Genomic DNA, 14,035 nt, shown 5'->3' with positions numbered 1-14,035 from the left:
TTATTCTCCCATCAACAGGGACGCTTCGGATGAGGCATTAGATGTTGACAAATACTCTCTGGTGTATCACCTTACTGATGAAGCGGTGTGAAATTATCCCCTTTGCCTCTTTGTCAATCCATTTTGATTGTCTGGTAACTCTCTCAGGGTGAACTTGTATATACACAGTAGGATTCTTGGCGAGGGTTGGGGTGGTAGGGACTTTTGCAAAAGGTCTATTCTCTCAAATACAGCGCCTACATAGCTTTTACTATTATCTTATTTGGATGACAAAAGAGCGATATTCACTAATTATCCCTGAATATAAAACTCAAAGTTACGGTTATGTCATTGGCAAAATATTCTAGATTTAAACTACTTAGATACATTGGGATTTTTCTCATTACTACCTGTTTGCTATTTGCTTGTTCTGCTTCAGCACCACCTGAATTGAAACGCCCTCCCTTGAAAGTGGTATTTGGATCTTTTATTGGCGAGTATCCAGGCATAATTGCTCAAGAAAAAGGATTTTTCAAAGCCCAAGGGGTAGATGTGGAACTAATTTATAAACGCTATACCCAATTGGAAAGAGCAAATTTCAGTGCGGGTAAATATGATGGTATTACATCGTCCTTGGGAAGTTTTATAATTTTGACTGCCACAAATCCCGATATACAAGGCGTGGTCATTATAGATGAATCAATAGGAGCAGATGTAGTAGTTGCCCAATCACAAATTAAAACCGTTGCTGACTTGAAAGGGAAAAAGCTGGGTACAAATCTAGGCGGTTTTAGCGAAGTTTTTATGGCTGAGATGTTGAAAACTGCTAATTTAACTAGCGATGATGTTAACTTGGTTAAATTAGAGGCTTTAGAAATTCCTCAATACCTGAGCAATAATGTTATTCAAGCTGGACATACTTGGGAACCTCATCTTTCTGAAGCTATTAAATTAGGGGGACATATCCTATTTACCAGCAAACAAACTCCTGGCTTAGTTTTAGATATGATTATATTTCATAATAATGTAATCCGCGATCGCCCCGAAGATATTCGTGCATTTGTGCAAGGATGGCTGCAAGCCTCGACTTACTGGAAAGCAAATGTTCAGGAAGGAAACAGGATCATCAGTAAAGCGTTAAAAATTCCTAACAGCACACTCTCTCTGGAAGGAGTAAACCTAAGTGATTTAGGTGAAAATAAAAAATTATTTCAATCTAGCAACCCTAACTCTATCTACAAAACTGCGAAGATATATGCAGACTTTTTTATTCGCTCTGGAAACGTGACGCGCATTCCTGAGCTAAAAAGTTTGTTTAATTCTTCTTTCTTGAATCCTGCCTCTTAGTTTAAAGCCATGCAGCACTCTCTTTTGGGCAGTATCCGTACAAAGTTGATCGCCTCGTTTCTCATTGTTGCTTTGATTCCGTTGCTTTTATTGGCATTTATTAACAAACAGACAACTGAAAAAGCACTAACTGAGAACGCTCAACAAGCCCTATCTGCGGCGGCTAACGAAACTAGTAACAGAATAGATGCTTTTATTGATGGAAATCTCAATGCTGTGCGCGTAGAGGCGATTTTACCAGGTTTGGCACGCTACCTCAGCCTAACTCCAAAACAGCGAGATGACAGCCCCGAAATGCAATTGGCTACAGAAACATTAATCCGTCTCAGCCGCAAAGATATGCTCAATATTCTCTCCTATGCTTTGCTCGACTTAAACGGAAAAAATGTATTGGATACATATACATCGAATATTAGCCAAGATGAATCAGTTCAAGACTATTTTAAAGAACCACTACAAACTGGATTATCCTTTGTTTCTAGCATGAAGCGATCGCCGAGAATTCCTGACATTGTTACCCTCTTTTTTAGTAGTCCGGTTCGCAATGCCAAGGGAGATATATTAGGTGTATTGCGTGTTTCATACAATGCTACTGTTGTCCAGCAGTTAGTAACTCGACAAACTGAAAGGGCTGGGGCAAAATCTTTTGCTATTCTTTTAGATGAAAATAATATTTATTTGGCACATAGCACTGCACCACAACTACTTTTTAAATCAATTGTGCCTCTGTCATTAGATGTTGTAACTCAACTACAAAGTAAACGAGATTTACGTAATTATCCTATTAAAGAGTTGACAACTAATGAGTCAAAACTTAAGCAAGCATTAGATAATGAACAATCCTATTTAATTGCATCTTTGGAAGCAACAGGTAATCAGGTCAATATGATTGCGATCGCTCGTTTAAAATATAAACCTTGGTCTGTGTTGTTCGCACAGCCCCTTGCTGTTGCCCTAGCACCTGTAGAAAAGCAAATTCGTGACACAATGTTTCTGTTTGCAATTATCGCTTCAGTAGTGACATTCATCGCTTGTGTCATTGGACAACTGCTAACAAAGCCAATAATTTACCTTACTAATATAGTTTTCCAATTTACCGCAGGTAACTTAGATATCCGCGCCAAAATTATCTCAAAAGACGAAATAGGTCAACTGGCGAAATCGTTTAATAACATGGCACTTCAGTTACAAACATCTTTTGAAACTTTGGAACAACGGGTACAAGAGAGAACAGCAGAGTTAGTAATTGCTAAAGAAAAAGCAGAAGATGCAAATCAGAAATTAGAACAACTAGTAAATCTAGATGGTTTGACTCAGGTGGCTAACCGTCGCTGCTTCGATGAACGACTGCAAGCAGAATGGAAACGCCTTGCACGAGAACAACAACCCTTGTCATTGATTTTATTTGATGTTGATAAATTCAAACTTTACAACGACTACTATGGTCATCTTAAAGGTGATGATTGCCTAATCAAGATAGCGCAAACAATGCAACAGCTCCTTCATCATCGTCCTGCTGATTTAGTAGCGCGTTACGGAGGAGAAGAATTTTTGGTACTCCTCCCCAATACAGATTTAGTAGAAGCGATCAAAGTAGCACAAAGTATTCAACAAGCGATTCAAAATCAGGCCATTCCCCATGCAAAGTCTGATATTAAAAATATCGTCACACTGAGTTTGGGTATTACTTCTGTTATACCCACTTGCGACATCAAGCCAGATACACTCATCGCTTCAGCCGATAAAGCACTGTACAATGCCAAACAAAAAGGGCGCGATCGCTATTGTACTCATTAGATTGATCATGCTGTATGCGACTTTCTCTCAAATCTAACCGATCACTTGAAACAACAACTCTAGAGAGTTTAACGAGAACACAAAAAACCCCGACTTGATAGCCGAGGTAGATGGGAGAAGTCTAAATGTCGATGAGAGATACCGATACCGAAATCTGCTTTTCTTAGCTAACACCAATTAGATCGTTAAGTTTGGTCTTTGCTAAGTTATGTAAATAAATATAACAACAATATTACAAATAGTCAACTGGACTTGACAGAAAAAGGCTGATAGCCGTTATAAGACCTACTTATCAAGAAAGGCAGAGGGCAGAAGGCAGAAGGAATACTGTTTTCTGCTCTCTGCCCGTAACCAAGAGAACTTGAGTATAAGACCCCCATCAAATTTTCAATTTGGTGGCTCTTGTTTAGGAGGGGATTCTGACCCCTCCTAAACAAACCTTCTGCCCTCTGCCTCCTGCCTTCTTCAACAGGGATAGTATGGAGCTATTTTTGAAGATGTGGTAAGTGAAGTAGGGAGAATAAAACTGGTTACCAGCTAAGATAGTGGGATGAAAATGAGAACCGATCTGCTTTGGGGAGTAGAAAAACTGAGTAATTAGCTGCATAAATCAGGGTAGTCGGAATTAAGCCAGAGATTTGAAAAGCTAGCGACTAGATCACCAAAGTCTTTACAATTCCTTTGTTGGCTCAAAAAGTATTTCTCGACCTATGACGAATCAAGCTCCTATCCCGGTTATTGTCAACGGTGCTGCTGGTAAAATGGGCCGTGAGGTGATTAAGGCAGTGGCGCAAGCGCCTGACTTAAACCTAGTGGGTGCAATTGACCACAGTTTGGAACATCAAGATAAAGACGCTGGAGAATTGGCGGGTTTAAGCGAACCCCTAGAAGTGCCAATTACTAATCAATTAGAACCGATGTTGGGGTATGTAGCTGGCGACAGACAATCTCCTCCAGGGGTAATTGTAGACTTTACTCATCCCGATTCAGTTTATGACAATATTCGTAGTGCGATCGCTTACGGTATTCGTCCTGTAGTCGGCACCACTGGGTTAAGTCCAGAACAAATTCAAGACTTGGCAGACTTTGCCGACAAAGCAAGCACTGGTTGTCTAATTATTCCTAACTTTTCTATTGGTATGGTGCTATTGCAACAAGCCGCAGTCGCAGCCTCCAAATATTTTGACCATGTAGAAATTATTGAACTGCATCACAACCAAAAAGCTGATGCTCCCAGTGGTACTGCCATTCAAACGGCGCAGTTACTTGGAGAATTCGGTAAAACTTTTAACCCTGCTATTGTAGAAGAAACAGAGAAACTATCAGGAGCCAGAGGTAGTATCGCAGATGAAGGGATTAGAATTCATAGCGTGCGTTTGCCAGGATTGATTGCTCATCAAGAAGTTATTTTTGGCGCAGCAGGACAGATTTATACTTTACGACATGATACGAGCGATCGCGCTTGTTATATGCCAGGAGTGCTACTAGCGATTCGCAAAGTCTTAGCGCTAAAGTCGTTAGTATATGGATTAGAAAAGATACTTTAAACTTTAAACACACTATTGGGTATTCATCACTAAGCACTCATGTTAGTACCACTGACTCGCCAAAAATTTGAACAAGTTGTCCCTCTAATTGCCACTGGTTTACAGTACAAGTACTACTGGGGGAAGTTCTCAAATTTTTTGCAACGGCTGTTAATTTCCGTAGTTGCGGTAGTTGTGATTTTGCTTGTAACAGTCGTTTTCAGGCTTGAGTTTGCTTCAATAGAACTTGTGCTAGGCATAACTAGCGCTTTTTTTTGGTTGTGGTATCCAGTCTTTCAAGCAAGTATGCGGAATTTACAATGCCGCCGTTATAAGTACGGCGGCTTTTTCCGTGGTCGAGTGCTAGATTGGTGGATTACAGACCAGTTGGTAGGTAAAACCGAAACAGTCAACAACAAAGGCGAATTGGTGATTGTAGAAAACCGAGAAAAACAGATTAACTTAGAGGTGGGTGATGAAACAGGATTTAGCATTGAGTTTGTAGCACCATTACGTTCTGCCTACAAAGTTATTACTCGTGGTCAAATTGCAGAAATGGTAGTTATGTCAAATCGCCCAGATTTGAGCATGATTGAAGAATTCAGCGATATATATTTTCCTAGTAGTAACCTATGGGTTAGCGATTATCCTTATTTACGGCGAGATTTCTTTAACGAAGTTAGTCGCCGCTTGCGTGAAGACAAACAACAAAGACCGCGCCGACGGCGTCGTAGCGTGGAAGAGTAAACTACTCAGCAATCAAAAGACCAGATAAATTATTAGCAAATATTTGCCCATCTTTAATTTCTGGACTGTACCAAGCATTATCGAACACCACATTATTATCTATTGTCACATAATCCGATTCAATCGTTGCAATGCCTACTCCTCCACACTTATTAATAAAAATATCGGGATATTCGGTATTTTAAAATAGTATTTGGCATAAAGGTACGATAGGTCGGCGTTTCTAACTCGCCCGATTTCCATCTTGTCCATAGGCTTGCCAAGCTAAGTCTACCAATCCATCAACGATCGCAGCAGCTACAACTGCATTACCTTTGCGGCTGTCAATTGTAATGTGAGGCACTAGAGAATCTTGTAAGCGCCCCTTCGCTTCATCAACATTAACAAATCCGACTGGAGTTGCAATTATCAAAGCAGGTCTAATTTCCTCCGCTTCAATTAAATCCACCAGTGCTGTTAGTGCTGTTTGCGCTTGACCAACTACAAAAATGCCCTCTGGATAACGCTTTGCTAAGGTTTCTATTCCCCATGCTGCCCGAGTCTTTTCTTTTTGAGGGCGTGTTAGTGCGTCCATGCTGCAATACACCGGATTAGCAAAGGTATTTTGAATCTCGTAGGCAATACCTACTTGTACCATTGGGACATCTACCACAATCGTGGTACGCGCGGCTAGCGCTGCTGCCCCTGCTTGCAAGGCACGCTCAGAGAAACGAATCAAAGACTTATACTCAAAATCAGCTGTAGAGTATATTACCCGACGCACAATCTCATACTCTGCGGGTGAAAAGACATGATTTTCAATTTCACCATCAATGATTGCTAAACTTTGAGCATCAGTTACGTGCCATTCCATCTTCGTTGAGGTTCTCAAATATTAGCTTTCAGCTTATCAGCTTCAGGGAGTTAGGAGTTAAGAGTTAGGAGTTAATTAAAAACTCATAACTCAGCACTGGCTCAATGCCCCGCTACCGCTAACATAACTCAGCACTCATAACTCATTACTGGAAGAAGGCCGACTAAAAACAGGAGATAGGTAGGCAACTAAAACACCAATAAGAAACCCAGAGATATTGCGAACTAAAGGTAGCCAGTCGGTTGTACGTGTTACCACTGGCCCAATGCCAAAGGCAATAAACAAGATTCCCCACAAAGGTGAGAAAATTAAAGCCCATTGCCAAGCGAAAATTTGTCCTTCCTCGCGGGGTTGAGCTGCAAATCCACAAATTACCCCACCAATAACTGAGGTAATTAAGGTGAGAATCCACTGCTCTCGTGGCAGTCCGGGGACAACATTGCAACCACCCTTAAGTAAACAACCTTTCACTGATTCTAGGGCTTGCAAAATGGCTTGGTCTTCGCCTTGTTCGCGGACAAAGTACAAATTACCAAAGCGGGTTTGCAGTTCTATCCAGAACGTCCGGGGTAAAAGTTCATAAACAGCATCGCCGACGCTAAAACTGAGGATGTTACCGCCACGAGAATCGGCAACTAGTAAAATGCTTTTGTCATCCAAACCCCAATATTTTATGACTGCCCGACCTGGGGTGCGGTCATATTGGGTTAATACTCGCAATTTCCAGCCCGTATCGGCTTCAAACTGTTCTAAATCTTTGACAAGCTTTTCTTCTTGCAGCACAGGCAGAGATTTTGCTAAGTCTACAACGGGAGTAAAGGTGTTAGGGAGTAACTCAGGATTGTCATAAGCTAGGGCCGGGGGAGAATGCATCACCCAAATTGACCCAGCCAGGAAAAATACTGCAATAGATACTAGAATTCGTTGCCAAAAACAAGATTGCATGGACGTTTTTATACAAATATCAACGGTAGAAGTGAACAAGTTGTTTTAAAAGAGTAGTAGAAAAATGATATTTCTTTACACTTGTTTACTTTACTCTAATCTCAGGGATCAAAGCAAAGCGTTTTCGGGAATTGGGCATTGGGGAGCAGGGTTCCTGAGATTTTATGAAAAAGTGCATTTTGTCAATGAGTTAAAATACTCAAATTTGACTAAGCTATAACGAAATTCCCAATACAATAAATGGGGAATGATTAATGGTTAGAGATTACTAATATTAATTCTGTATGAAGATGCACATAATCAGTCCCCCCTTCACAAGGAGGGACGGGCGTAGTCGGGGGGGAAATATATGCAGCTTCACAAAGAAACGGAGAAACTTCTAGCGCTCAAGAACAAGTTACATATCGCCCTGTTTCGGGACGCTCTATCCATTAACTTTATGGTCAATCTTCGTCATCGAAATTGGTAGTAGCGTCGTTGTAATCGTCATTAACGCGGTATATTTCTGCTTTGCTCCGACGATTTTCTTGCCTGAACACTTCTCGTTCTCGCAAAGTTAATGGGGGTTTTTCATTGCTTGGCAAGCGATCGCTATTTCGCCTGGCGGGTTTTTGGCGCGTGAAGTTTCTCCAAGCAGCTTTCGCGCCAATCAAGACGCTGCGTGTACCTACTTGCAGATTTTGAGCCTGTTTTTTGGCACTATCAAGGCTTTGATCAACTTGTTTCACAACTTTATTAGCACTTTTTACACCTTCACTGACATCATCAGTTAAGTCAGTAATTTCCAAACCAGTCACACGGATAGCTTCTAGAGTGGGCGGTAACTCCCGCGAGAGTGTATCAAATAGCTTTTCTGCACTACGAGCAGCGCATGCTAACTCCTGCAAAGCCGGTATTGCCGCCACTAGAACCGCAGTCAAACTTGTGGCGACTAAGAGTAAGGAAAGTCCCAACCAAAACAGGGGATCAATCACGGTAATGTCATTTATGAGCGTTCTAATTGCTGGGGAAGAGAATCTGAGTCTTCAACAGATGTTTGCCGCTTCAAGACTTGGCTTTCCCTTTGACTGGCATCTACACCTGCTGCGATCGCTTCCCGTAACCTATCTAAAGTCTCATCCCAATTTCGTAATGCGCTAGCAGATAAACGATCTGCCTGGATTTGCACACTCGTTGATAAATCTTCTGCCAATTCTGGGATAGCACTGGCAGATTTTTTCAAAATTTTACGCGTTTCGCGCCCTGTGCGAGGAGCCGCAAGCAATCCGGTCAAAGCACCGATGGTAGCTCCCAGCATCAAACCGCCAAAAAATACTCCAGAACGGTTATTAGACATCTTGTTGTTTCTCTCCTTACACCCATTTTAAATGGGTTTACTCTCCTTGTAAGACTCCACCGATTTTATTCAGTTAATCTATCGTGACAACATATCAGCTAAAAATGTTGCTTTTATTCATGAAATATTAAAACTATCAATTATTCATAATTCAAAACTCACACCGTCTCCCTTGGTCCGTGTCACCGCGTCTCTATGTCAGCCCTAATTATAAATGTTCATGTGAACTTGACATAACTCATTTTGCAACAGTTTTTTTCCCGGATGTTAAATCTAGCCTACGAAAATAACGCTGCCAGATTTGCTGTCCTAGCAAAAGTAGACTGATAATTTGCTGCACTTGTAGGATTTGCATTTGTAGCACTTGATTTTTTTGCCGTAATTTATAAATATTATCCTGGCTGATATAAATATTTTCAGGTGCTTTATTCAGTGCTATGTGGGTACAACTTTCATAAGCGGTTAACCAATCTGCTATGTATGCTAGCTGCTGTTTGAGTTGCCACATCCGCCAAGCCACATAGAGTAGTATCAGTGAAATGAGAGTATTAACGAGAATAACTAAAATTACCATTGTTTATCTTGACAGATATCAACTTTGAGAAATTGTTCTATATACTTGACTTAGCTCTTAATTTAATAATGAAGAACTAAAGGATAAAAAGTATGGTACAAAGTACAGCCGAGATTATGGCAACAAAGAACAGTTAGATAATGCTCTAAACATTATTTAAAACCTTTACTCGGTGAAAATCAGTTTAACAAAGGCTGATGGCTAAAAAATCGCCAATTGCCAATTCTGTAACAACGATATGCCCCCACCTCGTAAAACCACAGCTACAATTGCCTTATGATTCACGACTCGGTTTGCGAAATCAACCCGTATGCTCAATAAGCCCCAGCATTACTACGTTCCGCTCCTTCACATGATAATCTTAGATAATTTGCAACCTTTGTGAAATGTAAGCACAATGGTGTAGCCCCTTCAACAGAGGGTAAGAGAACTACACTACACTCTTACCGCAGGCTCGCCAGCATCACTTTTATTATTGTGCTTTTACGTCTACCAGTTTTCCACTCTACCGCGTGAAGTTAACTAATATTTCGTCTGCAAAAACCTTACTAGTGGTTTATAAAGGCAACAATGCTTGGTTTATGGTAGGAAAATCAAGTTCTTTTTTTCCTCTGCTCCACGGCAGTTGCTCCACTAGGGGAAACCCCAGACGCTCTCTACGAGAGGCTTTACGCTGTGCTATCGCTTTTAGCGTCTCCCCTTCTCCCTTAGGGAGAAGACCGCACTGCCTCCCCTGCCTGTCTCCACACGTCAGTTTTGGGTTGCAATGTACTAGTCGTTTACCAAGCAAAAATTACTGTATGTGCTGTGGGTAAAGGGAAAGTGGGAAAAGAAAGAGTTCATTAATTCCTCTTCCCTTAACTTTTATAATTTTCTCAGCCGCAGCTTTACCTATCTTCCCTTAACCTTTAATTTCTTTCTTGTTGAAAGCTTCCCCCTGGTATTTCACTAATCTGTTACTGATAATGATTATTTTTTCTATACATTCAGTAGGAGGTGAGGATGTCAAAAAAATTACCATCAACTAATTCCTTTCGAGCCATTTTTGTTGCTTTGACAATTGGATTTGTTGGGTGTGGAAATCAAGCTGCAAGAACTACATTCATTCAAACTTCCACCCAGGTAAATGATAATCTTCCTCAAGTAGTAGCAACAACGAGTGTATTATGTGACTTAACCAAACAAATTGCCGGGAATACAATTAACCTCAACTGCTTAATTGATCCTAATGCCAATCCTCAATTTTATAAACCAAAGCCGGAAGATCGTAGAGCCATTGAGCAAGCTAATCTTATTCTCTATAGTGGTTATAATTTAGAACCAAATCTGATCAAATTAATTAAAGCGACTAAAAACACTGCACCTAAAATAGCTGTTGGACAACTTGCACTGTCTAAGCCACAACAATTTCAGAAAGACGGCAAGAAGGTAACTAATCCTCATCTTTGGCACAATACCAAGAATGCTATCAGGATGGTGGAGGTAATTAATAGTAACCTAAGAAAATTAGAATCTAGCGATGCAGAGGCTTATACTAACAATACCAAAAGAATCACAAATGAACTCACTCAACTAGATAGCTGGATTAAGTCAAGAATTGCCAGTATTCCTGCCAAAGAACGTAAGTTAGTTACAACCTCTAATGCACTGAGTTATTACGCCAAAGCATACGGTATTCCATTAGCAGGGGGATTACAAAGTATGAGTAATAACGAAAACTTGACACCTACAAGAGTAAAGAATTTGGTTACAAATATTAAACGAGCTAAAGTTTCAACAATTTTTCCTGAAGTGGCAATTAACCCTAATTTGCTTGAATCTGTAGCAAGAGTTGCTGAAGTTAAAATTTCTGACAGAAAGTTGTATGCTGAAGGGCTTACTGAAACAGGAAGCGAGGCGGACACTTATCAAAAAATGATGATTGCTAATACACGCACGATTGTAGAAGGTTTAGGAGGGACGTATTTAATGTTTAAAATTAAAGCTCCTAAATAATTATATTTTCAATTAATCTGATAAACCGAGTTTTTTAGATTAGAGAAAATTCGGTTTATCAGCCCATTTTTGAAGACTAAAATTAGAGTGCTATTTGTCTTTTAATCGAATATCAATAACAGTTGCATTGAAGTTGTAGTTAAAGCCTTCCAACTCAAATGGCATTCCAATTTTAATTTTACTGTTACCCAGAACTGGGCCATTTTCAGTTACCTGGGCTTTGCCATCTAAAGTCAAAAGCAAATCTGTACTAAAATTGTTGGTTTTTGGATCTGGTAATTCTTTAACACTGCCATCAGGCTGGAAAACATTGACTGTTCTAGGTAGTTGTTGAATGGATTTAATCTCAATCTGCCCGTGGGGTTGATTGCGGATAATCACATTAGTTTTCCCACCTTTTTTTAAGCCCTTGTCAAATAATTGTTCAGGGTCACGGACATTCAAACCACGAACTAATAAGTCTACTTCTATGGGTACTGTTTTTGAACCTATTTGGGCAACAGAACCAGAAGTGCCAGGAAAGACAAAGATGCCAAATATAACTAGCAGAATTACTAGGGCAGCACCTAAATCTAAGAGGTTGATTTTGCCGAACAAGCGACCTTTTGAATCTAAAATAGCCATAAAAACTTTTCCGAGGTAATAGCGAAGTAATTGATTGTAGCAAGAAGGTTTTCGATGGGAACGGCAATTTTACCTATTTGGTAATAACTTAAAGCGGCTTGGTGTTGCGGTTATGGGACATTTCACGTGTTAGTGCGGCAGCTAAAGCTTAAATTTTTGCCCGTTAAGACTGACACACCCAGAAAGTAATATCTAGTGTTTCAGCCTATCTGTAGAGGGAATCTTTTACTCTCCGAAATACGGTAGATTTGCGTAAACATTATCTGTATTACAACTCCTTTCGTCTTGAGTTAAGAATGCAACTTAGAATACTCTAAATCCGTCTCATAATTTGTCCCATAATTTTATGTTCTCCCGAAAGAATCTTCAGAGTGTATTATGTTCAATTGGAAAAGTTTTGTTGCGAATTACCGTGCGTGGCGGCGTCGCTGGTTTTATCCCCTAATTTCGGTGGTAGTCGCCCTGAGTCTGTGCCTGAGTACACCCCTGCCTGGAAGAACTTTAGACTTCTTGCCTCTTATATTGCAGGGAGTCCAGGTACTTCAGCTTTCTAATATATCCGATCGCCAGGAAACTGATATTGGTAAGCAGATTAATCAACAAATAGTGGGAGGTCAAGTCAAACTTTACCGGAATTCTGAAGTTAATCGCTATGTCGAAGAAATTGGTCGGCGTTTAGCAGCTAATAGCGATCGCCCCAAGCTTCCCTTTACCTTCCAAGTAGTTGATGATGATGCTATTAATGCCTTTGCGACTTTAGGAGGTTATGTATATGTCCACACAGGTTTGCTGAAAGCCGCAGATAATGAAGCGGAACTCGCAAGTGTAATTGCCCATGAAATTGGTCACATTGGCGGGAAACACTTGGTTAAACAGATGCGGCAAAGAGCGATCGCTAGTGGTTTAGCAACAGCAACTGGTTTAGATCGTAATATAGCCGTGGGCATTGGTGTAGACCTTGCCTTGAATCGTCCCCGCAGTCGTCAAGATGAATTTGATGCCGATCAAAGAGGACTACGAACTTTGACACGCGCTGGTTATGCCCAGTCTGGAATGGTTACTTTCATGCAAAAGCTACTGAAAAAGGGTGGTTCTACTCCGACATTTTTGAGTACGCACCCCGGAACTAGCGATCGCATTGATGGCCTCAGACGTGCAATTAACTCTCAACCTAGTAAGGGAAATTATGGCTTGGATAATGCTAGTTATAAAGCTAATATTCGACCATTAGTAAGGTCTTGAGGTATTAGGCATCGGGCATTGGGCATTGGTTATTCCCCTTGTCTCCCTCATCCCCCTCATCCTCCTCATCTTCCCCACCTCCCCATTGATCTCGAATATTGCTTAATTCTTATTGCGGCGATCGACTTTGATTTTGGCTGGATCGACTCTGATCACTGCATCTTCTAAGGGCATAGTACGGAGATAGTTTTTAAAGATGTTAACTTGATAAACCAGGTTATTCGTGACATCCAATCCAGTCAACCAGCCACTCCGGGGATGATAAGCGCCAGTATCTATATCTAGCCATCCCTGCCCTTGTGCTAGTTTGCCAGGAGAAACACCCGGCAAAGTAAAGGTAATGGTGTGACCGATGATAATAAGCTTATCTGGAAAGTAGGGTTTTTCAATGCTATGAAATTCCTCTCGTATCCAGCAAAGTTGATCGGCAGTTTGTTCTGTCACCAACTTGGAAGGGTCAACACCAGCATGAGTTAACCAAATATCCCCCAAGTCGAGATATGTAGGCAAACTCTTGAACCAATCCAGATGATCATCAGGGATTGAAGCTTCATGGTAACTGGCTACGGTAGCTTGCCCCCCACTGTACAGCCATGCTTGCATGGTCGGCGAGGAAGTTCTTTCATTGGTCAGAATGTTTAATAACATCTGCTCATGATTTCCCAGCAAACATGAGTAGTTATGCCGCTTGACAAAATTAACTACTTGTGAGCTATGAGGACCGCGATCAATTAAGTCTCCCAGAAAATAGATTTGATCGTCTGATGCGGGGGCGATCGCCTCCAGCAATGTCATCAAACCTTCATAGTGGCCATGCACATCCCCAATTACAATTCGTCTGGGGCTAATTTCGCTCATTGTCTCTTAGCTTCAATAGTTTGGCTAATACTTCTGCTACAGTTTAAGCTGTCTGGTTTCCGTAATGGAAGGTAAAAATACTGAATAAGTTTTATTTTAATTTAATTATTCTCTCATAAATAAAATTAATTTGTGATAGCAATCAGGTAAAGTCCAGGATCTTGAGTGCTAAGAAAGAAAATCAGCAAATTTCATTCGCGTAGTTAGCTTAA

Annotated in this window: 13 protein-coding genes; 6 read left to right on the top strand and 7 right to left on the bottom strand. The window is 40.7% G+C overall.

All coding sequences use genetic code 11. The features are described from left to right. The first annotated feature begins 324 nt into the window (after positions 1-324). From H6G96_RS21180 to H6G96_RS21165, 4 genes are all read left to right on the top strand, one after another. On the top strand, positions 325-1,326 hold the full coding sequence (locus H6G96_RS21180) for an ABC transporter substrate-binding protein (protein WP_190913274.1): 1,002 nt from the start codon (positions 325-327) through the stop codon (positions 1,324-1,326). Positions 1,327-1,335: 9 nt separating this feature from the next. After that, positions 1,336-3,123: a diguanylate cyclase gene (locus H6G96_RS21175; protein ID WP_190913273.1), complete on the top strand. Its 1,788-nt coding sequence runs from the start codon at positions 1,336-1,338 to the stop codon at positions 3,121-3,123. A gap of 710 nt (positions 3,124-3,833) precedes the next feature. Further along, complete coding sequence (gene dapB / locus H6G96_RS21170) at positions 3,834-4,670, top strand: 4-hydroxy-tetrahydrodipicolinate reductase (protein WP_190913272.1); 837 nt, start codon at positions 3,834-3,836, stop codon at positions 4,668-4,670. A gap of 39 nt (positions 4,671-4,709) precedes the next feature. Next, positions 4,710-5,396, top strand: a complete 687-nt coding sequence (locus tag H6G96_RS21165; RefSeq protein WP_190913271.1) for a phosphate ABC transporter permease — start codon at positions 4,710-4,712, stop codon at positions 5,394-5,396. Positions 5,397-5,619: 223 nt separating this feature from the next. Here the strand turns inward: H6G96_RS21165 and H6G96_RS21160 are convergent, their stop codons facing one another. From H6G96_RS21160 to H6G96_RS21140, 5 genes are all read right to left on the bottom strand, one after another. Beyond that, positions 5,620-6,249 carry a precorrin-8X methylmutase gene (locus tag H6G96_RS21160; RefSeq protein ID WP_190913270.1) on the bottom strand — a complete coding sequence of 210 codons (630 nt, stop codon included), beginning with the start codon at positions 6,247-6,249 and terminating at the stop codon, positions 5,620-5,622. 135 nt (positions 6,250-6,384) lie between these two features. Further along, positions 6,385-7,194, bottom strand: a complete 810-nt coding sequence (locus H6G96_RS21155) for a TPM domain-containing protein (RefSeq protein ID WP_190913269.1) — start codon at positions 7,192-7,194, stop codon at positions 6,385-6,387. Positions 7,195-7,637: 443 nt separating this feature from the next. After that, the gene (locus H6G96_RS21150) at positions 7,638-8,168 is read right to left on the bottom strand and encodes a DUF948 domain-containing protein (RefSeq protein WP_190913268.1); all 531 of its coding nucleotides are present in this window, start codon (positions 8,166-8,168) and stop codon (positions 7,638-7,640) included. Between the two features lie 11 nt (positions 8,169-8,179). Next, complete coding sequence (locus tag H6G96_RS21145; protein ID WP_190729126.1) at positions 8,180-8,530, bottom strand: YtxH domain-containing protein; 351 nt, start codon at positions 8,528-8,530, stop codon at positions 8,180-8,182. Positions 8,531-8,768: 238 nt separating this feature from the next. Then, complete coding sequence (locus H6G96_RS21140; protein ID WP_190913267.1) at positions 8,769-9,104, bottom strand: hypothetical protein; 336 nt, start codon at positions 9,102-9,104, stop codon at positions 8,769-8,771. A 1,002-nt stretch (positions 9,105-10,106) separates the two neighbouring features. On the opposite strand from H6G96_RS21140, the gene H6G96_RS21135 reads away from it, so the two are divergent. Next, a complete protein-coding gene (locus H6G96_RS21135; protein WP_190913266.1) occupies positions 10,107-11,099 on the top strand; it encodes a zinc ABC transporter substrate-binding protein in 993 nt (330 codons plus the stop codon). A 90-nt stretch (positions 11,100-11,189) separates the two neighbouring features. Here H6G96_RS21135 and H6G96_RS21130 read toward each other — a convergent pair whose 3' ends face one another. Next, the gene (locus H6G96_RS21130; RefSeq protein WP_190913265.1) at positions 11,190-11,723 is read right to left on the bottom strand and encodes a DUF4330 domain-containing protein; all 534 of its coding nucleotides are present in this window, start codon (positions 11,721-11,723) and stop codon (positions 11,190-11,192) included. Between the two features lie 378 nt (positions 11,724-12,101). On the opposite strand from H6G96_RS21130, the gene H6G96_RS21125 reads away from it, so the two are divergent. Next, positions 12,102-12,965: a M48 family metalloprotease gene (locus H6G96_RS21125; protein WP_190913264.1), complete on the top strand. Its 864-nt coding sequence runs from the start codon at positions 12,102-12,104 to the stop codon at positions 12,963-12,965. A 102-nt stretch (positions 12,966-13,067) separates the two neighbouring features. Here H6G96_RS21125 and H6G96_RS21120 read toward each other — a convergent pair whose 3' ends face one another. Continuing rightward, on the bottom strand, positions 13,068-13,823 hold the full coding sequence (locus tag H6G96_RS21120) for a metallophosphoesterase family protein (RefSeq protein ID WP_190913263.1): 756 nt from the start codon (positions 13,821-13,823) through the stop codon (positions 13,068-13,070). Between the last annotated feature and the right edge of the window lie 212 nt (positions 13,824-14,035).

Source organism: Nostoc sp. FACHB-892, assembly GCF_014698795.1.
Classification (GTDB): Bacteria; Cyanobacteriota; Cyanobacteriia; order Cyanobacteriales; family Nostocaceae; genus Nostoc.
The sequence above is the reverse complement of the archived record's forward strand: the minus strand, read 5'-3'. Positions and strand labels throughout refer to the sequence as shown.

Excerpts from the sequence above, each read along its gene's own strand:
- H6G96_RS21140 (WP_190913267.1), bottom strand. The coding sequence starts at position 9,104 with ATGGTAATTTTAGTTATTCTCGTTAATACTCTCATTTCACTGATACTA.
- H6G96_RS21160 (WP_190913270.1), bottom strand. The coding sequence starts at position 6,249 with ATGGAATGGCACGTAACTGATGCTCAAAGTTTAGCAATCATTGATGGT.
- H6G96_RS21145 (WP_190729126.1), bottom strand. The coding sequence starts at position 8,530 with ATGTCTAATAACCGTTCTGGAGTATTTTTTGGCGGTTTGATGCTGGGA.
- dapB (WP_190913272.1), top strand. The coding sequence starts at position 3,834 with ATGACGAATCAAGCTCCTATCCCGGTTATTGTCAACGGTGCTGCTGGT.
- H6G96_RS21175 (WP_190913273.1), top strand. The coding sequence starts at position 1,336 with ATGCAGCACTCTCTTTTGGGCAGTATCCGTACAAAGTTGATCGCCTCG.
- H6G96_RS21155 (WP_190913269.1), bottom strand. The coding sequence starts at position 7,194 with ATGCAATCTTGTTTTTGGCAACGAATTCTAGTATCTATTGCAGTATTT.
- H6G96_RS21165 (WP_190913271.1), top strand. The coding sequence starts at position 4,710 with ATGTTAGTACCACTGACTCGCCAAAAATTTGAACAAGTTGTCCCTCTA.
- H6G96_RS21135 (WP_190913266.1), top strand. The coding sequence starts at position 10,107 with ATGTCAAAAAAATTACCATCAACTAATTCCTTTCGAGCCATTTTTGTT.
- H6G96_RS21130 (WP_190913265.1), bottom strand. The coding sequence starts at position 11,723 with ATGGCTATTTTAGATTCAAAAGGTCGCTTGTTCGGCAAAATCAACCTC.
- H6G96_RS21120 (WP_190913263.1), bottom strand. The coding sequence starts at position 13,823 with ATGAGCGAAATTAGCCCCAGACGAATTGTAATTGGGGATGTGCATGGC.
- H6G96_RS21180 (WP_190913274.1), top strand. The coding sequence starts at position 325 with ATGTCATTGGCAAAATATTCTAGATTTAAACTACTTAGATACATTGGG.
- H6G96_RS21125 (WP_190913264.1), top strand. The coding sequence starts at position 12,102 with ATGTTCAATTGGAAAAGTTTTGTTGCGAATTACCGTGCGTGGCGGCGT.